General features: G+C 68.1%; 18 protein-coding genes. 7 read left to right on the top strand and 11 right to left on the bottom strand.

Annotated elements, in window-relative coordinates; translation table 11 throughout:
- Window positions 1-156: 156 nt before the first annotated feature.
- On the bottom strand, window positions 157-1344 hold the full coding sequence (locus ACNSTU_RS12405; protein ID WP_290634855.1) for an acetyl-CoA C-acyltransferase: 1188 nt from the start codon (window positions 1342-1344) through the stop codon (window positions 157-159).
- 72 nt (window positions 1345-1416) lie between these two features.
- The gene (locus ACNSTU_RS12400) at window positions 1417-2547 is read right to left on the bottom strand and encodes a CaiB/BaiF CoA transferase family protein (RefSeq protein WP_290634853.1); all 1131 of its coding nucleotides are present in this window, start codon (window positions 2545-2547) and stop codon (window positions 1417-1419) included.
- A 137-nt stretch (window positions 2548-2684) separates the two neighbouring features.
- On the opposite strand from ACNSTU_RS12400, the gene ACNSTU_RS12395 reads away from it, so the two are divergent.
- On the top strand, window positions 2685-3452 hold the full coding sequence (locus ACNSTU_RS12395) for a 3-hydroxyacyl-CoA dehydrogenase (RefSeq protein ID WP_418212425.1): 768 nt from the start codon (window positions 2685-2687) through the stop codon (window positions 3450-3452).
- Window positions 3453-3570: 118 nt separating this feature from the next.
- On the opposite strand, the gene ACNSTU_RS12390 is transcribed toward ACNSTU_RS12395, so the two are convergent.
- Window positions 3571-4710 carry an acyl-CoA dehydrogenase family protein gene (locus tag ACNSTU_RS12390; RefSeq protein ID WP_290634849.1) on the bottom strand — a complete coding sequence of 380 codons (1140 nt, stop codon included), beginning with the start codon at window positions 4708-4710 and terminating at the stop codon, window positions 3571-3573.
- Between the two features lie 113 nt (window positions 4711-4823).
- On the opposite strand from ACNSTU_RS12390, the gene ACNSTU_RS12385 reads away from it, so the two are divergent.
- Complete coding sequence (locus tag ACNSTU_RS12385) at window positions 4824-5489, top strand: nitroreductase (protein WP_290634847.1); 666 nt, start codon at window positions 4824-4826, stop codon at window positions 5487-5489.
- A gap of 209 nt (window positions 5490-5698) precedes the next feature.
- Here ACNSTU_RS12385 and ACNSTU_RS12380 read toward each other — a convergent pair whose 3' ends face one another.
- From ACNSTU_RS12380 to ACNSTU_RS12350, 7 genes are all read right to left on the bottom strand, one after another.
- Entirely contained in the window at window positions 5699-6469 is a 771-nt protein-coding gene (locus ACNSTU_RS12380; RefSeq protein ID WP_290634845.1) for an ABC transporter permease, read from the bottom strand.
- Window positions 6466-7293, bottom strand: a complete 828-nt coding sequence (locus ACNSTU_RS12375; RefSeq protein ID WP_290637317.1) for an ABC transporter ATP-binding protein — start codon at window positions 7291-7293, stop codon at window positions 6466-6468. The genes ACNSTU_RS12380 and ACNSTU_RS12375 overlap by 4 nt, the downstream gene beginning before the upstream one ends.
- 22 nt (window positions 7294-7315) lie before the next feature.
- Window positions 7316-8362 carry an ABC transporter substrate-binding protein gene (locus ACNSTU_RS12370; RefSeq protein ID WP_290631194.1) on the bottom strand — a complete coding sequence of 349 codons (1047 nt, stop codon included), beginning with the start codon at window positions 8360-8362 and terminating at the stop codon, window positions 7316-7318.
- Between the two features lie 100 nt (window positions 8363-8462).
- Window positions 8463-9524: a porin gene (locus ACNSTU_RS12365; RefSeq protein WP_290631196.1), complete on the bottom strand. Its 1062-nt coding sequence runs from the start codon at window positions 9522-9524 to the stop codon at window positions 8463-8465.
- Window positions 9525-9822: 298 nt separating this feature from the next.
- A complete protein-coding gene (locus ACNSTU_RS12360; protein WP_290631198.1) occupies window positions 9823-10449 on the bottom strand; it encodes a TetR/AcrR family transcriptional regulator in 627 nt (208 codons plus the stop codon).
- The gene (locus tag ACNSTU_RS12355) at window positions 10430-11293 is read right to left on the bottom strand and encodes a crotonase/enoyl-CoA hydratase family protein (RefSeq protein ID WP_290631200.1); all 864 of its coding nucleotides are present in this window, start codon (window positions 11291-11293) and stop codon (window positions 10430-10432) included. The genes ACNSTU_RS12360 and ACNSTU_RS12355 overlap by 20 nt, the downstream gene beginning before the upstream one ends.
- 135 nt (window positions 11294-11428) lie before the next feature.
- Window positions 11429-12364, bottom strand: a complete 936-nt coding sequence (locus tag ACNSTU_RS12350; RefSeq protein ID WP_290631202.1) for a methylenetetrahydrofolate reductase — start codon at window positions 12362-12364, stop codon at window positions 11429-11431.
- 284 nt (window positions 12365-12648) lie between these two features.
- On the opposite strand from ACNSTU_RS12350, the gene ACNSTU_RS12345 reads away from it, so the two are divergent.
- The 5 genes from ACNSTU_RS12345 to ACNSTU_RS12325 all read left to right on the top strand — a co-directional run bounded on the left by ACNSTU_RS12345 (window position 12649) and on the right by ACNSTU_RS12325 (window position 18423).
- Window positions 12649-13170 carry a DUF5943 domain-containing protein gene (locus ACNSTU_RS12345; protein ID WP_290631204.1) on the top strand — a complete coding sequence of 174 codons (522 nt, stop codon included), beginning with the start codon at window positions 12649-12651 and terminating at the stop codon, window positions 13168-13170.
- A 35-nt stretch (window positions 13171-13205) separates the two neighbouring features.
- On the top strand, window positions 13206-14456 hold the full coding sequence (locus ACNSTU_RS12340; RefSeq protein WP_290637315.1) for a sarcosine oxidase subunit beta family protein: 1251 nt from the start codon (window positions 13206-13208) through the stop codon (window positions 14454-14456).
- 100 nt (window positions 14457-14556) lie between these two features.
- Window positions 14557-14844, top strand: a complete 288-nt coding sequence (locus ACNSTU_RS12335) for a sarcosine oxidase subunit delta (RefSeq protein ID WP_290631208.1) — start codon at window positions 14557-14559, stop codon at window positions 14842-14844.
- A complete protein-coding gene (locus ACNSTU_RS12330) occupies window positions 14841-17804 on the top strand; it encodes a sarcosine oxidase subunit alpha family protein (RefSeq protein WP_290637313.1) in 2964 nt (987 codons plus the stop codon). The genes ACNSTU_RS12335 and ACNSTU_RS12330 overlap by 4 nt, the downstream gene beginning before the upstream one ends.
- Before the next feature lie 4 nt (window positions 17805-17808).
- Window positions 17809-18423: a sarcosine oxidase subunit gamma gene (locus ACNSTU_RS12325; RefSeq protein ID WP_290631212.1), complete on the top strand. Its 615-nt coding sequence runs from the start codon at window positions 17809-17811 to the stop codon at window positions 18421-18423.
- Here ACNSTU_RS12325 and ACNSTU_RS12320 read toward each other — a convergent pair.
- Window positions 18395-19495 carry a GlxA family transcriptional regulator gene (locus tag ACNSTU_RS12320; RefSeq protein WP_290631214.1) on the bottom strand — a complete coding sequence of 367 codons (1101 nt, stop codon included), beginning with the start codon at window positions 19493-19495 and terminating at the stop codon, window positions 18395-18397. The two genes, ACNSTU_RS12325 and ACNSTU_RS12320, sit on opposite strands and share 29 nt — an antisense overlap.
- Window positions 19496-19553: the final 58 nt, after the last annotated feature.

Genomic DNA, 19553 nt, shown 5'->3' with positions numbered 1-19553 from the left:
ATGGTCGCGACTGAGATTACGGTCGCCACCGGGACACCCTGTAGGAGCGACGCAAGTCGCGAACGTCTGCACATAGCGGCTGAAGCCGCTCCCACAGTGGGGAAAAACCGCCGTAGGAGCGACGTCAGTCGCGACCGCCGCCGCTCCCGGGCCCGGTCAGTCCAGCCGCTCTACTGCCACCGCCGTGGCCTCGCCGCCGCCGATGCACAGCGACGCCACGCCGCGCTTCAGGCCGTGGGTCTGCAGGGCGTTCAGCAGGGTGACGAGAATGCGCGCGCCGGAGGCGCCGATGGGGTGGCCCAGCGCGCATGCGCCGCCGTGGACGTTGACCGTATCGTGGGGCAGGCCCATCTCCTTCATGGCCGCCATGACCACCACGGCGAACGCCTCGTTGATCTCCCACAGGTCCACGTCGCCGGCGGACCAGCCCACCTGCTCAAGCAGCCCGGTCATTGCGCCCACCGGGGCGGTGGTGAACCACTGGGGCTCCCGGGCGTGGCTGGCCTGGCCGCGAATGGCGGCCAGCGGCGTCAGCCCCCGTTTTTCCGCCTCGCTGAGCGGCATCAACACCAGTGCCGCCGCACCGTCGGAGATGGAGCTGGCGTTGGCCGCGGTCACCGTTCCCTGCGGATCGAAGGCGGGCTTGAGGTTGCGCAGCTTGTCCGGGTCCGCGTTCCAGGGCTGCTCGTCGCGGGAGACGGTGCGCTCGCCCCGACGCTCGCGGATGGTCACAGGGGTGATCTCGGCGTCGAAGGTGCCGTCCTCGGCCGCCTTGCGCGCGCGCCGCAGCGAGGCCTCGGCGTAGTCGTCCTGGGCCTCGCGGGTGAAGCTGTAGTGACTGGCGCAGCGTTCGGCGAACGCGCCCATCAGTTCGCCCTTTTCGTAGGCGTCCTCAAGGCCGTCGAAGAACATGTGATCGGTCACTTTGCCGTGGCCGAGGCGGTAGCCGCTGCGCGCCCGGTCCAGCAGGTAGGGTGCGCGGGACATGCTCTCCATGCCGCCGGCGACGGTGATGCGGCCGCGCCCCAGGGCGAGCACGTCGTGGGCGAACATGGTGGCCCGCATGCCGGAGCCGCAGACCTTGCTCACGGTGGTGCAGGGCACCGACAGAGGCAGCCCGGCGCCCAGTGCCGCCTGCCGGGCCGGCGCCTGGCCCAGTCCTGCCGGCAGCACGTTGCCCATGAACACCTCGTTCACCGCATCCGCCGGCACGCCGGCGCGCTCCAGCGCGGCGGCGATGCTGGCGCTGCCCAGTTCCGGCGCCGGCAGTGCAGACACGTCGCCCATCAGTCCGCCCATGGGGGTGCGTGCGCTGCCGACGATGACAATCGGATCGTCCTGCATGGTCAGTCTCCTCGTTCGTTGGTGTCGGTTCGTACCGGCCTGATCCGTGACGTGATTCCGGTGGACAGGGCGTCAGCAGACGCCCTGCTCCCGGAGTTCGCTGACCACGCCCGGGTCGATGCCCCAGTCGGTCAGCGCGGTGTCGGTGTCCTCGCCCGGCTTCCGTGCGCCGGTGGTCAGCTCCGCACGGGTGCGGGAGAACCGCGGCGCCGGCGCCGCCTGCACCATGCCGTCGTGCTGCACGAAGGTACCCCGCGCCACGTGGTGCGGGTGTTCGGGCGCCTCGTCCATGTCCAGCACCGGGGCGAAGCAGACATCCGTACCTTCAAGGATATCGCACCATTCCCGGCTGGTGCGGGTGGCAAACACGGCCTCGAAGCGGGCGCGCATGGCCGGCCAGGCCTTGCGGTTCATCTGTTCCGCGCAGTCCGGGTCGTCGCTGAGCCCGATGCGCTCGAGCAGTTCCCGGTAGAACTGCGGCTCCAGCGCGCCGATGCTGATGTGGCGGCCGTCGGCGCAGGTGTAGGTGTCGTAGAAAGGGGCGCCGCCGTCCAGCAGGTTGGTGCCGCGCTCGTTGCTCCAGACGCCCTGGGCCTTGAGCCCGTGGAAGAGGCTCAGCAGCAGGGCGGTGCCGTCGGTCATGGCGCTGTCCACCACCTGGCCCTGGCCGGACTGGCGTGCTTCCAGGGCGGCGCAGACCACACCGAATGCGAGCATCATGGCGCCGCCGCCGTAGTCGCCTACCAGGTTCAGCGGCGGCACCGGGCGTTCGCCGGCCCGCCCGATGCCGTGCAGTGCACCGGCCAGGGCGATGTAGTTGAGATCGTGGCCGGCGGCCTGGGCCAGCGGACCCTCCTGGCCCCAGCCGGTCATGCGGCCGTAGACCAGTCGCGGGTTGCGCTCCAGGCACGTCTCCGGGCCGAGTCCGAGGCGCTCCATGACGCCCGGTCGGTACCCTTCGATGAGAATGTCGGCCTGCTCCACGAGCTGCAGCACGGTCTCGACGCCGGCCGGCTGTTTCAGGTCCAGCGCCACGGATCGGCGGCCGCGAGCGGTGACCGGATCGTCCACCGGCAGGGCGTTGGCGGTCTTGCGGTCGATGCGCAGGACGTCCGCGCCCATGTCGGCGAGCATCATGCCGCAGAACGGCCCGGGGCCGATGCCGGCCATCTCGACGACTCGTACACCTTTCAGGGGGCCCATGTGTCTCCTCCCGCTTCTGGTTCTTGTTCGCATGCCTGCCCGGTCGTGCCGGGGTGTGCGGGCAACATTCCAGTGTTTTCCGGGGCGGGTCAAGCAGCGCTTGTCCGCCGATGCAATCGTCCAAGGAGGTTTGTGACATGAACATCAATGAACGCGTCTTTGTCGTGACCGGTGGCGCATCCGGTCTGGGTGAAGCCACCGTCCGCCGCCTGGTGGATGGCGGCGCCCGTGTGGTGGTCGCCGACATGAACGACCAGGCGGGTGGCAAGCTCGCCCACGAGCTCAGCGGCGCTGTGCACAGCGTGCGCTGCGACGTCACCAGCGAAGCCGACGCCCAGCATGCGGTGGATGCCGCCAAGGAGACCTTCGGCGCGCTGCACGGCCTGGTGAACTGTGCCGGTGTGGGCACGCCGGAGAAGACCCTCGGCAAGGAAGGGCCCCATGATCTGGAGCGCTTCAACAAGGTGGTTCAGATCAACCTGGTGGGCACCTTCAACATGATCCGGCTGGCCGCCGCGCTCATGGCCGAGAACGAGCCGGACCGCGAGGGCGAGCGGGGCGTGATCATCAACACGGCTTCGGTCGCCGCGTTCGACGGCCAGATCGGCCAGGCCGCCTATTCCGCCTCCAAGGCGGGTGTCGCCGGCATGACTCTGCCCATCGCCCGGGAGTTCGCGCGCCACGGCATTCGCGTGATGACCATCGCCCCGGGGCTGTTCGAGACGCCGATGCTGCTGGGGCTGCCCCAGGAGGTGCAGGATTCCCTGGGCGCCAGCGTGCCGTTCCCGCCGCGGCTTGGCCGGCCGGCGGAGTATGCGCATCTGGTGGAGAGCATTGTCGGTAACACCATGCTCAACGGCGAGACCATCCGCCTGGATGGCGCCATTCGCATGCAGCCGAAATGAGCATGGCAGAGGGGCGCGGAGACAGCCTTCAATGAGAGGGTGCCGCCGTCAACGGGCCTGCCGGATTCCGGAGCCACGCACGGGCGTGACCCCGGGGCCGGCAGGCGCTGCCGGGTGTCTAGCGGCCCAGTATGGAGCGGGCGACGATCTCCTTCATGATCTCGTTGCTGCCGCCGTAGATGCGCTGCACGCGGGCGTCCACGAAGTCCCGGGAGATGGGGTACTCCTGCATGTAGCCGTAGCCGCCGAAGAGCTGCAGACACTGATCGGCCACCTTGAACTGCAGGTCGGTGGTGGTCAGTTTGGCGATGGAGGCGTTGGTGGTGGTGAGTTCGCCCCGGTTGTACTCTGCCGTGCACTGATCCACGAACGCTCGGTTCACGGCGATCTGCGCGCGCAGGTCCGCCAGGGTGAAGCGGGTGTTCTGCAGTGCCGCGATGGGCTGCCCGAACGCCTTGCGTTCCTGCGTGTAGGCGATGGTGCGATCGAGCATGCCCTCGCAGGCGGCGATGGCGCCGATGCTGAGAACCAGGCGCTCGCGCGGGAGCTCGTTCATCAGGTTGGCGAAGCCCTTGCCCTCGCCACCCAGGATCTGGTCCGCCGGCACGCGCACGTCCTGGAAGAACAGTTCGGCCGTGTCCGAGCCGTGCTGGCCGATCTTGTCCAGCTTGCGGCCACGGTCGAAGCCCGACGTGGTGGTGTCCACGGTGAACAGGGTCATGCCCTTGGCGCCGGCGCTCGGGTCGGTCTTGGAGGCGACGATCATCACGTCCGCGTGGTAGCCGTTGGTGATGAATGTCTTCTGGCCGTTGATCCGGTAGCCGTCGCCGTCCTTCTCGGCGCGGGTCTTCATGCCCTGGAGATCGGAACCGGCGCCGGGTTCGGTCATGCCGATGCAGCCCACGGCCTCGCCGGTGACCATGCGCGGCAGCCAGGTCTGTTTCTGCTCCTCGGTGCCCAGGTGAAGAATGTAGGGCGCGACAATGTCCGAATGCACCGAGAGGTTGGTTGCCAGGGCGCCCAGCCCCATGCGCGCCACTTCTTCGATTACCACGGCGGAGAGCTGAAAATCGCCGCCGAAGCCGCCGTATTCCTCCGGGACATCCACGCACAGAAAGCCGTTCTCGCCGAGGCGGTTCCACAGCTCGCGCGGAAACAGCCGATCCCGCTCCCAGGCGTCGTAATGGGGCATGACCTCGTTTTCCAGGAAACGGCGCAGGGTGTCCCGGAACAGTTCGATTTCGCTGGCGTCCAGCATGTCTTTTCTCCTCCCGTCTCTGTATTTGATGACTGCGACGAGATTACCCCCCACCGAGCGTCACGTCGATTCCCCGGGCGCCCGGTTCGTGTTGAATTGCATAGGAGTCCGGCATGAACTTCGAGAACCTCATGCGACAGCGCTACAGCGCCCGTGCGTTCCTGTCCGATCCGGTGCCCGCGGGAATCCTGCGGCACATCCTGGATGTGGCCCAGAAGACCCCGTCCTGGTGCAACACCCAGCCCTGGGAGGTGGTGGTGACGGAATCGCCGGCGGCCACCGTGGCGCTGCGGGACACGCTCCATGCCCATGCCGCCTCGGGTGCCGAGGCGAACCCCGACAAGCCGTTTCCGCGTGAGTACGTGGGCAGCCATGACGACCGTCGCAAGGCCTGCGGCGCAGCGCTCTACAATGCCCTGGAGATCGGCCGCGAGGATCGCGACGCCCGGGCGCAGCAGATGCTGCGCAACTACGCCTTTTTCGATGCACCGCACTGCATGCTGGTGTTCTGCCACGAGAGTCTGGGGTTCTACGGCGGCGTGGACTGCGGCCTGTACCTGCACGCGTTCATGCTGGCGGCGCTGGACCAGGGCGTGCATACCATCGCCCAGGCGTCTCTGGCCGCCTACCCGGACCTGGTGCGGGAGCATTTCGACATGCCGGCGGATCGCCATCTGCTGTTCGGCTGCTCGTTCGGCTATGCCGACGAACGCCATCCGGTGAACCGCTACCGCACCGACCGCACCGGCATCGCCGATGCGGTCCGGTTCGTGCGATAACCATTCCGGCATGGTCTGGTGGACCTGAAGGTCCACCCTACGCGTGGGTCAGGCAATGCCGTATCCGTGACCGTAGGGTGGACGTTTACGTCCACCAACCCCGAACGAACTGAAGGTCTACCCTACGTTTGCTGCAGCCCCGGCCGGAGAGCCGCCGTAGGGTGGACCTTCAGGTCCACCAACCCTGAACGAACCACCATTCTGGCCCGTCATCGCCGATGCGCCCACCCGGTCATGCGGTGCTCGATCCAGGCGAAGAACTGGTACATGACCATGGCCATGACGCTGATGGCCACCAGCCCAGCGAACACCAGCGGCATGCGCATCTGCGAGCCCGCGGACATCATGAGATAGCCGATGCCCTGGTTAGAGGCCACCGTCTCTGACACCACCGTGCCCACGAACGCCAGGGTGATGGCGATCTTCAGGGAGGCGAAGAAGTAGGGCAGCGAACGCGGCAGGCCCACCTTGAACAGCACGTCCCGCCGTTTCGCGCCCAGCACCCGCAGCACGTCCTCCATCTCCGGCTCCAGCGTGGCTAACCCGGTGGCCACGTTGACGACAATGGGGAAGAAGCTGATCAGGAAGGCGGTGATGATCGCCGGCACCGTGCCGATGCCGAACCACACCACCAGAATCGGCACGAACGCGACCTTGGGGATGGCGTTGAACGCCACCAGCAGGGGGTAACACGCCCGGTACATGAACTTCGACGAGCCGACGATCACCCCGAGCACCAGTCCCACGACCACGCCGATGGCAAAGCCGATGACCGTGGTCCAGAAGGTCTGCCACGCGTGCCGTGATACCGGCCGGTGGAACTCCACCAGGGCGTTGGCGGTGTCGATGACGCCCGGGAAGATATACTGCGGCACGCCCAGGACGCGAACCGTTCCCTCCCAGATGGCGAGCAGCACCACGACGGCCGCCCAGGGTGCCAGCCGTAGCTGCATTTCCGGAGACAGGCGCAGAAAGGTCATTGGCTGTTGTCCTCGCGAATGGAGCCGATGCGCGCGCGCAGGTCGTAGACCAGGTCGCTGAACTCGGGGGTATAGGTGAGTTCCAGGTTCCGTGGGCGCGGGAACGGCACCTGCCGTTTCTCGATGATGCGCCCGGGGCGCTTGCTCATCACGTAGATGGTGTCCGCCAGATAGGCGGCCTCGCGCAGATCGTGGGTGACCAGCACCACCGTGAACCGCTGCTGTCGCCACAGGTCCTGAAGCACGCTCCAGAGTTCTTCCCGGGTGAAGGCGTCCAGGGCGCCGAACGGTTCGTCCAGCATGAGCAGGCGTGGGTCGTGGATCAGCGCACGACAGATGGAGGCGCGCTGCTGCATGCCGCCGGAGAGTTGCCAGGGGTAGCTGTCGGCATACCCGTCCAGGCCCACGGTCTGCAGCAGGCCCATGGCCTTTTCCACGTATTCCTTGCGGTGCCGGCGCAGGCGGGCGCGGTGGGGCTGCACGATCTCCAGCGGCAGCATGACGTTATCCAGGGTGGTGCGCCATGGCAGCAGCGTGGCGTTCTGGAATGCCATTCCCGTGATCTTGAGTGGGCCGTTCACAGGCGCCCCGTCCACGGTGATGCGCCCGGCGGTGGGCTGGTGCAGCCCGGTGCACAACTTCATGAAGGTGGACTTGCCGCAGCCGCTCGGCCCCACGAAGGCGACGAACTCGCCTTCGGCGATGTTGAGGTCGATGTCCTCGATGGCGTTGCCGCTGTCGTCGTAGGCAAGGCTGACATGGTCGAAGGCGACGAACGGCCGCCCCGTCTCCGGGGCGGCGCTCGTGGTTGCAGTTGCTGTCATGGATGCTCCGTCGGCCATGGGATCAGTCCGGGAAGACCATGCGGTCGTCCTGATCCGGCAGGAAGTCACTGTTGAACACGTCTTCGGCCGAGGGCACGTTGTCTTCCAGCTCGAACACGTCTGCCACCTGGCCGATGGTCAGCTCCAGGCGCTCCATGTCCACGGCGCCAAGGCCGTTTTCGCGTGCGGCAGGCGTGTCGATGGAGCCCTCAATGGCGAGCTTCAGCCGGCGCACCTCCATGTCGCGCTCGATCAGGTCATCCCGCTCCTGTACGTAATCTACGGCACCGTCGGGATCCTCCAGGGTGGCAGCCATGCCCCGGGTAAAGGCGCGCAGAAATCCGCTCACGGCCTCGGGGTGCTCCTCGATGAAGGAGTCCCGGGCGACGATGACGTTGCCGTAGAGTTCCACGCCGTACTCCGGGAACGGCATGATCACCAGATCCTCTTCGGCAACACCGCGGGATTCCAGATTCAGCAGGCTGGTGAAGTAGAAGCCGGTGATGGCGCCCACGTCGTCGCTGGCCAGCAACTGCTCGCGCAGGGCGGGGTCCACCGAGTCCCAGGACACGGAATCGGATTCCAGGTCGTTGGCGCGGGCGAACAGCGGCCAGGCCCTGCGGCCGGTGTCGAAGGAGGGAGCGGCGAGCGTCTTGCCCGCGAGATCCGCCGGCTCCTCGATACCGCTCGACTTCTTCGCGAAGACCGCCGCGGGTGAACCGTCATAGACCACGAACACGGCGCTCAGAGAGGGGGCGTCGGGGTTGTTGGCGAGAAACTCCACCAGGGCGTTGAGGTCGCCGAAACCCATGTCGTAGGCGCCGGAGGCGACGCGGTTGATGGTCTCGGCCGAGCCGCTGCCGGAGTCGATGGAGACGTCCAGGCCTTCGTCCTCGAAGTAGCCGCGCGAGGCGCTCATGAGAAACGGTGCCGACGGCCCCTCGAAGCGCCAGTCCAGCTGGAAGTCGATGTCCACCGCGTCGGCGGTGCCCGTTGCCGGGAAGATCAGGGCCGCGGCCAGGCCGGCGGCAGCCGCGGTGCGGCGGAGTGGATTGTTCGAAGCGGTCATTGTGCACTCCCGGTGATCGCGTAATCGTGGTCATGTATGTCGGGCGCGGGAGGCCGGGCCTCCCGCGCCATGCCGGCAGGCGCCAGGCGCGCCTGTCTGTCTAGAAGCGCAGCTGCACGCCGGTGCCCACGTTGTGGCCCGCGTCGCTGGCGTCGTCGATGTCGTCCATGAAATAGGTGGCGTAGGCCGTGGCCATGCTGCTCAGGGGCAGCTCGTAACCCACCGCCCAGGTGTGGCGGTCGCCGCCGTCCTCGTAGTCTTCCGGACCGAAGCGCGACGCGTCGGCGTAGGCGTAGGAGGCGAGCACCTGGCCGGGGCCGGCATCGACGCTGGCGCCCACGGTGACGCTGTTGATGGCGAAATCGTCGCTATCCAGGTCGTTGTCGATATGCTGGTACTGACCGTAGAGCTGGAAGGTGCCGAAGTCGTACATGCCGCCCAGCAGCGCCGCGTACTGGGTGCCGTCGTCGTCGACGCCGGCCGCCTCCAGTGCATAATCCACGGCGTGGGCGGCTGCGGTGCCAGTGAACGCGCCGGCACGGTAGACGGCGTAGGCGCCGATGCGATCGTCGCCGCGGCTGTCATCCCCCTCGTTGTCGCCGAAGCCGTAGAGCACGTTGATGGTGACGCCGTTCAGGTCCGGCGAGGTGTACTGCACCGTGTCGCTCCAGCCGGAGTCGCCGACCAGCGGCGCGTTCGGTCCGCCCGCGTAGGTGTGGTAGTTGGCCGGGGAGAACTCGAATGAGCCGCCGAACGGGTTGGTGAACACCATGGGCAGGAACAGCGGTGCGGTTACACGGCCGCCGCGCACCGTGCCGTATTCCGTTTCCACACCGACGTTGGCGTTGCGGGCGAAGAAGATGTCCCCCTCGAAACGGCCCTGCTCAGCGGAGTCGGGACGGAAGAAGGCTTCGATATCGCCCACCACGGCCAAGTCATCGTTGACTTGGTGTCGGGCGGAGATGCCCCAGTAGGAGGTGTCTTTGCCGCCCGCACTGAGTTTGCCTGTCCAGCTGTCTGCTCCCAGCGGGTTCTGAGCGCCGCCGTAAACATCGATGATGCCGTGGATGTCCACTCCGGTGTCCGCGTGGGCCAGACTGCCGCCCGCCAGGCATAGCGTGCCCGCACCCAGCACCAGGGTCTTTCTGATCTGCTGTTTCAATGGATTGTCCCCTATGTCGTGATTGCCGCTGACGAATCCGTGCGGATACATCGGTGTATACGGTCTTCACGAAGCGTGCCAGCAACAGGGACAGGTCCGAATCAGCGACAAATCAACGGGATGGGAGGTCGGGCAGGGTGAGTATCGCCAATGGGCAACCCCCGTTGCTGCATCGTGGTGCACGGCCGGGCCATGCGTGCACTGTTATGGGGAGCCTCTGGCTGGGCTGTTACGGGGTTGTGTACGATTGCCTGTCCCGCCGGCCGGGTGACCGGCGGCGGGACGGATGCCCGGGGCCTCAGAGCTGCTGCAGGAAGTAGGTCATCTGCTCGTCCACGTTGCTCTCGAGCAGCCGCAGGCGCCGAGTCTGGTGCAGGATCAGCAGCCCCACGGCCTGGGCCACGCCGTTGGTGGTGCGCAGGGCCGTGTCGTCATAGCCGTCGTTGGCCAGGCCGTCGGAGATCAGGTCAAAGACGGTCTGCAGGCTGCGGTTGAGCGAGCGGTCCAGGTCTTCACTCAGGCCGACGGGCCGCGCCCCCTGGTAGAGATACAGACCAAGCGTCAGCTCCAGCGGATGGGCCCGGTAGTAGTCGTAGAACGCCTTGATGCCGGCACGCCCCTGGCTACCCGCCGGAGCGATGGCGGTGGCATCGCGGATGGCTTGCTGCAGGGACGCCAGCGACTGGGCGAGCACTTCGGCATACAGCGACTCCTTGCCGCCGAAGTGGGGATAGATCGCCCCGGTGGTGCAGCCCGCCTCTCGGGCAATCAGCCGCATGGACGCGCCCTCGAGGCCGCGTTCCTTGAATACCCGCGCAGCGGCGGCAACAATGGCCTCGCGCTTGTCCTCGCGCTGGCCATCGCCATTGCTGCGCAACGCCCCGGGCCCGCCCGCGCTAGTGTCGTCAGAGCGGTCCTTCGTCATCGAACGGTCGGTTTTCTGTCCAGTCATAGCTTCCCTGATCGCGCTCCCTTACTGCCTGTTTCCAGCCGACGGTCTCTGCCCGCTGCTTGAAATTGAGACCTTCAGGTGAATGCCTCGTGATGCCATCGAACATCGTCGCCATCATCTGTGTTGTTTCGAGGCCCATGTTCTCATAAGCCTGATTGATCATCAGCTTTTGCATCATCAACTGGTTCACGGGAACGGTGGCCATGCGTGCCGCCAGGGCTTCCGCCTCCCGATCCAGCTCGCTGGCCGGTGTGGCCCGGTAGATCAGCCCCAGCCGCTCGGCTTCCGTGCCGGTGATCCGGTCGCCGGTGAACAGCATCCGCTTGGCCCGTTCCGCGCCCAGGCGGTAGACCCACATGGCGGTGGTGGGGCAGCCCCAGACCCGCGTTGGCATATAGCCGATTTCGGCGGAGTCTTCCATGAGGATGATGTCGGAGCACAGGGCGATGTCGGAGCCTCCGGCTACGGCAAAGCCGTGCACCTTGCAGATCACCGGGCGGTAGGAGCGCCAGAGCGTCATGAACAGCTCGGTGTTGCCCTTCATGAAGGCGTAATCCTGCATCGGATCCCACGGCATGGCCTGGGTGACGTTGCCGGTGCCGTTGGCCTCGGCGTAATAGGCGAGGTCGTAGCCGGCGCTGAAGGCGCGGCCGGCGCCCGCGAGCATGATCACGTGCACGCCACGGTCGCCGTTGGCCCGGGCCACGGCGTCGGCCAGCTCGTGCGGCAGCTCATCGTCGATGGCGTTGAGCACCTCGGGACGGTTCAGGGTGATGCGGCCGATGCGGCCGTCCTTCTCGTAGAGCACCTTGGACATCTGATACCTCGCCAATAACGTCGTTACGGATGTAACGCTGTTATATTTGCAGGTGTCAGGGCATGGCTCAACCTGTCAGAAATGACAGCCTAAGCCAGCGGGGTATCACTTGCACGTACGTTCGGGGGCGGGGCGCTAGTAATAGCCCGCTTGTGGGCCTGCAGGCGCCGTGACTGCCGCTTGTGCCTGATCCGCGTCGGCCGGTTCACCGGGGTGCAGTGCCGCTGCCTTCGCTTCCGCCCACGCCACGGTCCCGGCGACCTGATTGAAGGTGTTCAGGTGGAACCCGGCCAGCCCGGGTGTCGCCGGACTGTCGAACGCAGGCACCAGTGCTTCGGCAAGGGTGTCGGGCCGGTAGGTGCTGCCGCCCAGGAGCCGGGAGGCGAGTCCGGCCTGGCGCCGCAGCACCCGGGTGGAGGCGCCGAGGCCGATCCGCATGGCCAGGCCCATCAGCTTCATCCGGTCGATGACACCGGGCAGACCCACGTAGACCGGCAGCCGCATTCCGCGATCGTGCTGGTCCGCGAGCCACGACAGGATCGTGTCCGCATCGAAACAGATCTGGGTGACGGTGTAGTCCGCCAGCGCGTTCTTTGCGTCCAGTGCCGCCTGCATCCGCTCCGGCGGGATGGTGGCGTGGGGCTCGGGGTAGGACGGTACGCCGATCCGCCGCGGGCGGTGTGGCAGGGTGTCCAGGTCCTCCAGCAGCTCGAGCCCGCCCGGATAGGGGCCCGCGGGGGTGGGCGCATCACCGCCGACGATGAACACATCGTCCAGTCCCGCGGCGTCCAGGCGTTGGAAAATGCGCTGCAGGTCCCCGCGGCCGGTGACCAGGCGTGCGGCCACGTGGGGCACGGCGTGGTAGCCGGAAGCAGCGAGGGACTCGGCCAGGTCCAGAGAGGCGTCGATGCCGTGCCTGGGCGAGCAGGTGACGGTCACCGTAGCGTCCCGGGGCAGATGGCGCGCCTGCTCCATCACCCCCGCGAGCGGGATCAGCTCGTACCGGGGAGCGGCCAGGGCCTCTGCGCCCCGCGATGTTGCCGTGACTGTCGTCGCCGTTGCCTGCCACATGCCGTCATCCTCCCGGTCCGGAACCCTCGTTGACGGTATGCAATCTAGCGCCGGGTGCGGTGTGGCATCCCCTTGCGGACGACGGCCAGTTAGCCGTGGGCGTCATGTGCGCGGCGAGTGTCGCGCCGGGCAAACCGGGTGTCGCGGGCGCTGTCGCAGGAAGGCAAACCGTGTTCGCCGCGGGACAGCGGGGTAGTGCCGGGCTTGTCTAACGTAAGTCGTAACGCTGCCGCCGCATCCGGCTGCAGCCCTGCGAAATGACTGGCTACGGCCGGGAGGGCGTCATGGCATCCGTGCATACCATCCCCGTGGAGATCGACGAGACCTCTGGCGAATGGCGTCTCAACGGAACGCCCGTGCTGGTGCTGCCGCGGGAGGACATGGCCCGGCTCCAGGGCACGGTCGCGGGCAGCCCGGCGGAATCCGCCTGGCAGGCGGTGGCGCGGCGCTCCGCCCGGCAGTGGTGTGAGGTCGAGGCTGCCCGCTCGGGCGCGGACGCGGCCACCGTGGTCGCCCGTTACCTGGACAGCCTCGGCCAGCGTGGCTGGGGTCGGTTCGAACTGGTGTATTGCCGTCCGCACGACTGTGGTGCCGCCGTACGCGTGTACAACTCGCCGTTCACCGTCGCCGGGGTGCGCGGTCCGCGCACCTGCCGGACCTTTCTGGCCTGGTTCGAGGGCGCCATGGGGTGGGCGTGCGACGATCCCGACCTCATCGCCATCGCCGAGGAACGGTGCTGCGCCGCCAGTGGTGCCGAGGCCTGCGAGTTCGTGGTGCGGCCCGGCGTCGCGTCGGACGACGACTGATCAACCCCGTCTCACCGGCATCCTGGAGTCTGGCCATGCAGCGCTACTCGGCCCTCAATATCGCCCGCCACGCCGCCAGCGGCCACCGTCACTGGGAGCCGGCCTGGCGCCAGGCCGCACCCAGGCGCCGCTACCGGGTGCTGATCGTCGGCGGCGGCGGGCACGGCCTGGCCACGGCCTACTACCTGGCCAAGGAGCACGGCATCACCGATGTCGCCGTGCTGGAGAAGGGCTGGATCGGCGGCGGTAACACCGCGCGCAACACCACCATCGTGCGCTCCAACTACCTGTGGAGCGCCTCTGCCGCGCTGTACGAGAAGTCCATGAAGCTCTGGGAGGGGCTGTCGGCGGATATCAATTTCAACGTCATGTTCAGCCAGCGCGGTGTGCTTAATCTCGGGCACACACTGCAGGACATGCGCGACATCCGGCGACGCGTGAATGCCAACCGCCTGAACGGGATTGATGGCGAGGTGCTGGACCAGGCCGGCGTGAAGGCGCGCGTGCCGTTCATCAACACCAGCTCCGACATCCGCTTTCCGGTGCTGGGCGCGTCGTGGCAGCCGCGGGCGGGCATCGCCCGGCATGATGCCGTCGCCTGGGGGTTCGCCCGCGCGGCGGACAGCCTGGGCGTGGACGTGGTCGAGAACTGCGAGGTCACCGGGATCCGGCGCGAGAACGGCGCTGTGGTGGGCGTGGACACATCCCGCGGTCCCATTGATGCCGATCGCGTCGGCGTCGTGGTGGCGGGCCACGCCGGTGTGCTGGCGGACATGGCCGGGTTCCGGCTGCCCATCGAGAGCCACCCGCTGCAGGCGTTGGTCTCCGAGCCCATCAAACCGATTCTCGACACGGTGGTCATGTCCAACGCCATCCACGTCTACGTCAGCCAGTCCGACAAGGGCGAGCTGGTGATCGGCGCGGGCATTGACGCCTACAACGGCTATGGCCAGCGCGGCAGCTTCCAGACCATCGAGCACTTCCTGGCGGCGTTGGTGGAGCTCTACCCGATCTTCAGCCGCATGCGGCTGCTGCGCCACTGGGGCGGCATCGTTGATACCTGCCCGGACGCCTCGCCCATTATCGGCAAGACGCCGGTGGGCGGGCTGTTCTTCAACTGCGGCTGGGGCACCGGCGGCTTCAAGGCCACGCCCGGATCGGGCTGGGTGTTCGCGCATACGCTGGCCACCGGCGAGCCGCACCCGATCAACGCGCCCTTCGGCCTGGACCGGTTCGAGACCGGGGCGCTGGTGGACGAGCACGGCGCGGCGGCGGTGGCGCATTGATCCGAAATCCGGGCCGGAGCCGTAGGAGCGACGTGAGTCGCGACCTGGCCCTCGATCGCGACTCACGTCGCTCCTACAGGATGTATGTGGAGGAACCGCCATGCTACTGATCCCGTGCCCCTGGTGCGGCCCCCGCGACGAGAGCGAGTTCAGCTACGGCGGCGAGGCCCATATCGCCCGGCCACGTGAGCCCGACGCCCTGTCGGACGCCGAATGGGCCGACTACCAGTTCATGCGCACCAACCCCTGTGGCTGGCACCGGGAGCAGTGGTTACACACCCACGGCTGCCGGCGCTGGTTCAACGTCGAGCGCAATACCGCCACCCATGCCATTCACGCGGCGTACCGCATCGGCGAGGCGCCGCCCCTGCGGGAGCCGGCATCATGACGCAGCCGCGCCGTCTGGCCGAGGGAGGCCTCATTGATCGTGGTGAACCGCTCCGGTTCGTCTTCGACGGCCGTGAGCTGGAAGGCTATGCCGGCGACACCCTGGCATCGGCGCTGCTCGCCAACGGCATCAGTGTGGTCAACCGCAGCATCAAGCTGCACCGGCCCCGCGGTATCGTCGGCCATGGTGCCGAGGAGCCCAACGCCCTGCTGCAGATCGACCGTGGTGCGGTCACGCTGCCCGACCGACGCGCGACCCAGACCGAACTCTACGACGGGCTGGAGGCGCGTCCGGCGGTGGGGCGCCCGGAGCGGGACCCCGGTGCGGCCATGGGGGCGCTGTCGCCGTTCATGCCTGCTGGGTTCTACTACAAGACGTTCATGTCGCCCCAGGGCTGGTGGGAGCGCTACGAACAGGTGATCCGCCCCGCGGCGGGCTTCGGGTATGCCCCGAACGGGCCGGACCCGGACGTGTACGACCGCTGCAACGTCCATTGCGACCTGCTGGTGGCCGGTGGCGGCGCGGCCGGGTTGCAGGCCGCGCTGACGGCCGCCCGCGCCGGCGCCCGGGTCATCGTCGCCGACGAACAGGCGCGTTTCGGCGGCTATCTGCTCGCCAGCCGGGCGTGGATCGGCGACGAGTCCGCGCAGGCGTGGGTCGCCCGCACCGTGGCGGAGCTTGCGGCCATGCCCGAGGTGACGCTGTTGCCGCGCACAGCGGTATTCGGCAATTACGATCACGGGTTCGCCGGGCTGGTGGAACGCCTGAGCGATCACCGACCACCCGGTAAGCGTGCCGGCCCGCGCGAGCGCTACTGGCGGGTGCGTGCCCGCCAGATGGTGCTTGCCGCCGGGGCCATCGAGCGGCCCATCGTGTTCGGCAACAACGACCGTCCCGGCGTCATGACGGCCTCCGCCGTGACCACTTACATCCGCCGTTACGGTGTGTGCCCGGGCCAGCGGGCCGTGGTTTTCACCAACAACGACTCCGCCTACGCCGCCGTGGAGGCCCTGCAGGCGGTGGGGGTGTCGGTGGTGGTCGCCGACGCCCGGGAGGAGTGCAGCGCCGCCGCAGCGGCCGCCCGGGATGCCGGTGTGGACGTGCGTCCGGGCAGCGCCGTGCTGAGTGCGCATGGCCGCAGGCAGGTCACCGCCGCGACCATCGGCGATCTGGCCCGCCAGGGCCAGCAGCGTGTGCCGTGCGACCTGATTGCGGTCTCCGGCGGCTGGAATCCCGCGGTGCACCTGCACTCGCACATCCGCGGCCCCCTGCGTTTCGATCACGATCTGGCGACGCTGCTGCCGGCATCGGGGCCGGACTACGTGCGCTCTGCCGGTGCGGCAGCCGGGGTGTTCACTCTTGCCGAGGTGCTCGCCAACGGCGCCGAGGCGGGGGCGATGGCTGCCGCGGCGCTGGGTTTCGAGCCGGTCATGGCCAGTGTGCCGACGGTCCGCGACGACGACCCGGCCCCGGGGGCGCTGCGCGTCCTCTGGCGCGCCCCTCTGCCGTCCGAGGGCAAGCTGCCGGCATTCGTCGACCTGCAGAACGACGTCAAGACGTCGGACCTGGAGCTGGCCGTGCGTGAAGGCTATCGCTCCATCGAACACGTGAAGCGCTACAGCATCATGGGGTTCGGTACCGATCAGGGGCGCCTCGGAAACATCGTCGGCTCCGGCATCGTCGCGGAGCTCCTGGGCGAGAACGTGGAGACCGTGGGCACCACCACCTTCCGGCCCGCCTGGACACCGGTGAGCTACGGTGCACTCGTGGGCGAGGAACTGGGGGCGCTGTTCCAGCCCGTGCGCACCACGCCCATGCACGACTGGCACGTGGCTCGGGGCGCGCTGTTCGAAGACGTGGGCCAGTGGAAGCGCGCCTGGTACTACCCCCGGGCGGGTGAATCCCTGGACGATGCCGTGCGGCGCGAATGCCTGGCCACGCAGCGTGGCATCGGTGCGCTGGACTACTCCACTCTGGGCAAGATCGACATCCAGGGGCCGGACGCCGTGACCCTGCTCGAGCGCGTCTACACCAACAACTGGCGCAAGCTCGCGGTGGGGCGGTGCCGGTACGGCATCCTCCTGGACGAGAATGGCACGGTCCTCGACGACGGCGTCACCGCCCGGCTCGGCGAGCACCACTACCTGATGTACACCACCACCGGCGGTGCCGCCGCGGTGCTGGCGTGGCTGGAGCGCTGGCTGCAGACGGAGTGGCCGGAGCTGGACGTGTATCTCACCTCGGTGACCGACCAGTGGGCGATCATGTCCCTGGCCGGGCCGTCCAGCCGTGATCTGGTGCAGGACCTCGGCACCGACATCGATCTGGACCCTCAGGCATTCCCGTTCATGGCGGTGCGCGAGGGCCATGTGGCCGGCGTGCCGGCCCGGGTGCAGCGCGCCAGCTTCAGCGGCGAGCTGACGTTCGAGATCAGTGTGCCGGCGGACTACGGGCTGTTCCTCTGGGAGCGCGCATTCGCCCTGGGCGAGCGGTACGGCATCACCCCCTACGGCACCGAGGCCATGCACGTGCTGCGTGCGGAGATGGGGTTCATCATCGTCGGTCAGGACACGGACGGCGCCGTGAGCCCGCTGGATCTTGGCATGCAGGGCCTGATCAGCGACCGCAAGGACTGTCTCGGCAAGCGCTCGCTGAGCCGCCCGGATTTCCGCCGCGATGACCGCCCGCAACTGGTGGGTCTGACGCCGGACGATCCGGAGGTGGTTGTCCCGGAGGGCGCCCAGCTTGTGCATAACCCGGATCAGTCGACGCCGGTGCCGCTGGAAGGGTGGGTGACCTCCAGCTACTACGGTGCCCGTATCGGCCACAGCTTCGCCCTGGCCATGGTCAACGGCGGCCGCGCGCGCCACGGCGAACGGCTCACGGCGTGGGATCTGGACGCCGGCGCCATCGCCGTCACCGTGACCGCTCCGTCCTTCTACCAGCCGCCCCGGGAGTAGCGCCATGAACGACGTACTGGCCCGTCCGCCACTGACCGACGCCAGCCTGCCGGCATTCGCGGGGGTGGCGCTGCGACCGGTCGTGCCCAGGGATATCCTCAACCTGCGTGGCAACGCCGACGAGCCTGCGTTCGTCGATGCGGTGACGTCGGCGCTGGGGTGTCCGCCGCCGGTCACGCCCAACACCTGGGCCGCCGGGGAGGGGTTGCAACTGCTTTGGACCGGGCCGGACGAATGGCTGGCGGTGGTCGAACCCGACGGACCGGCCGGGCGTCTGGAGGCGGTGCGCGGCGCCCTGGGCACGACCCGGGCGGCGGTGACGGCCCTGAGCGCGGGATACGCCACGCTGGAACTCACCGGCGAGCGCAGTCGCGCCGTCCTGGCCCGTGGCACGCCGCTGGATCTCCATGTACGGCAGTTCGGAGCCGGCCAGTGTGCCCAGACCCGTCTCGGTCACGGCTCAGTCGTGCTCTGGGCGCAGGACGGGGTGCCCACGTTCCGGCTGATGATCCGCCGCAGCATGGCCGGTTACCTGCGCGACTGGCTCGCCGCCGTGGCACGGCGGATGGAGTCCCGCGACGGGGCGGCGGCTACTCCACCTCCTCCTCCAGTGGCGTGAACTCCGTATCGGCGGGCAGTGGTTCCGGATTCGACACCAGCGCCGCGGGCTGGTGCGCCTGCAGCGGCGCGGCACCGGCCACAAGCCGCTGGCGCCGCAGCCGCCGCTCTTCCGAGGGGGAGCGGCCCTGGCGTTCGTGGTAGCACTTGGTGAAGTGCGGTGGCGACACGAAACCGCACGCCAGCGCCACGTCGGTAATGGGCATCTCCGTCTGCAGCAGCAGTTGCCGGGCGCGCGCCAGGCGCAGATCCATGTAATAGCGGGTTGGCGGACAGCCCAGGTGGCGCTGGAACAGCCGCTCCAGCTGCCGGCGCGACAGGCGTGCGTGGGCCGCGAGTTCGTCCAGGGTCAGCGGCTCGTGCAGGTTGGCCTCCATGAGGGTGACCACCTCCACCAGCTTCGGCTGACTGGTGCCCAGGCGCACCTTCAGCGGCGTGCGCTGGCGCTCGGTGAAGTCGCGGATGCGCTCGTGCAGGTACTCCTCGGCGATCCGTTCCGCCAGATCCGCGCCATGCTCCCGCGCGATCAGCGTAAGCATCATGTCCAGGGGAGCGACGCCGCCGGAGCAGGTGTAGCGGTCCCGGTCCAGCACAAACAGCTCCGAGCAGAACGCCACCTCCGGGAACAGCAGTGCCTCGTGGATACTGGAAATGTGCTCCCAGTGGAGGGTGCAGCGGTAGCCGTTCAGCACGCCGGCGCGTGCCAGGATGTACCCGCCGGTGCAGATCGAACCCAGCGGCACGTGGCGCCGGGCGAGTCGGCTGAGCCACGCCAGGGTGTCGCGGTCCACGTGCTCCTGCACCTCCACGCCGCTGCAGACCAGCACCATGTCCAGCCCCAGGTCCAGGGCCTCCCGCAGGCCGGCCTCCGGCGCGATCGGCAGACCGTTGCTGGCCTCCACCGGCCCACCGCTGCGGCTGATGATGTGCCAGGAGTACAGCGGCTTCTCGGTGAGCTGGTTGGCCATGCGCAGCGGCTCCAGCGCCGACGAGAACGCCATGTGGGAAAACCCCGGAATCATGAGAAAGCCGATCCGCCGGGGCGTGTCGGTGATGCTGCCGGGATTCGCCATGACCATTACTCCTTCTCCTCACCTGCCGTGATCGGCTTTTCTGTTCGCGTAACTGATT

Source organism: Aquisalimonas sp. APHAB1-3, assembly GCF_048323695.1.
In the GTDB taxonomy this organism is placed as follows: Bacteria; Pseudomonadota; Gammaproteobacteria; order Nitrococcales; family Aquisalimonadaceae; genus Aquisalimonas.
Note: the sequence above shows the minus strand (reverse complement) of the source record. Positions and strands in the feature narration are given on the sequence as shown.

Excerpts from the sequence above, each read along its gene's own strand:
- ACNSTU_RS12405 (WP_290634855.1), bottom strand. The coding sequence starts at position 1,344 with ATGCAGGACGATCCGATTGTCATCGTCGGCAGCGCACGCACCCCCATG.
- ACNSTU_RS12400 (WP_290634853.1), bottom strand. The coding sequence starts at position 2,547 with ATGGGCCCCCTGAAAGGTGTACGAGTCGTCGAGATGGCCGGCATCGGC.
- ACNSTU_RS12395 (WP_418212425.1), top strand. The coding sequence starts at position 2,685 with ATGAACATCAATGAACGCGTCTTTGTCGTGACCGGTGGCGCATCCGGT.
- ACNSTU_RS12390 (WP_290634849.1), bottom strand. The coding sequence starts at position 4,710 with ATGCTGGACGCCAGCGAAATCGAACTGTTCCGGGACACCCTGCGCCGT.
- ACNSTU_RS12385 (WP_290634847.1), top strand. The coding sequence starts at position 4,824 with ATGAACTTCGAGAACCTCATGCGACAGCGCTACAGCGCCCGTGCGTTC.
- ACNSTU_RS12380 (WP_290634845.1), bottom strand. The coding sequence starts at position 6,469 with ATGACCTTTCTGCGCCTGTCTCCGGAAATGCAGCTACGGCTGGCACCC.
- ACNSTU_RS12375 (WP_290637317.1), bottom strand. The coding sequence starts at position 7,293 with ATGACAGCAACTGCAACCACGAGCGCCGCCCCGGAGACGGGGCGGCCG.
- ACNSTU_RS12370 (WP_290631194.1), bottom strand. The coding sequence starts at position 8,362 with ATGACCGCTTCGAACAATCCACTCCGCCGCACCGCGGCTGCCGCCGGC.
- ACNSTU_RS12360 (WP_290631198.1), bottom strand. The coding sequence starts at position 10,449 with ATGACGAAGGACCGCTCTGACGACACTAGCGCGGGCGGGCCCGGGGCG.
- ACNSTU_RS12355 (WP_290631200.1), bottom strand. The coding sequence starts at position 11,293 with ATGTCCAAGGTGCTCTACGAGAAGGACGGCCGCATCGGCCGCATCACC.
- ACNSTU_RS12350 (WP_290631202.1), bottom strand. The coding sequence starts at position 12,364 with ATGTGGCAGGCAACGGCGACGACAGTCACGGCAACATCGCGGGGCGCA.
- ACNSTU_RS12345 (WP_290631204.1), top strand. The coding sequence starts at position 12,649 with ATGGCATCCGTGCATACCATCCCCGTGGAGATCGACGAGACCTCTGGC.
- ACNSTU_RS12340 (WP_290637315.1), top strand. The coding sequence starts at position 13,206 with ATGCAGCGCTACTCGGCCCTCAATATCGCCCGCCACGCCGCCAGCGGC.
- ACNSTU_RS12335 (WP_290631208.1), top strand. The coding sequence starts at position 14,557 with ATGCTACTGATCCCGTGCCCCTGGTGCGGCCCCCGCGACGAGAGCGAG.
- ACNSTU_RS12330 (WP_290637313.1), top strand. The coding sequence starts at position 14,841 with ATGACGCAGCCGCGCCGTCTGGCCGAGGGAGGCCTCATTGATCGTGGT.
- ACNSTU_RS12325 (WP_290631212.1), top strand. The coding sequence starts at position 17,809 with ATGAACGACGTACTGGCCCGTCCGCCACTGACCGACGCCAGCCTGCCG.
- ACNSTU_RS12320 (WP_290631214.1), bottom strand. The coding sequence starts at position 19,495 with ATGGCGAATCCCGGCAGCATCACCGACACGCCCCGGCGGATCGGCTTT.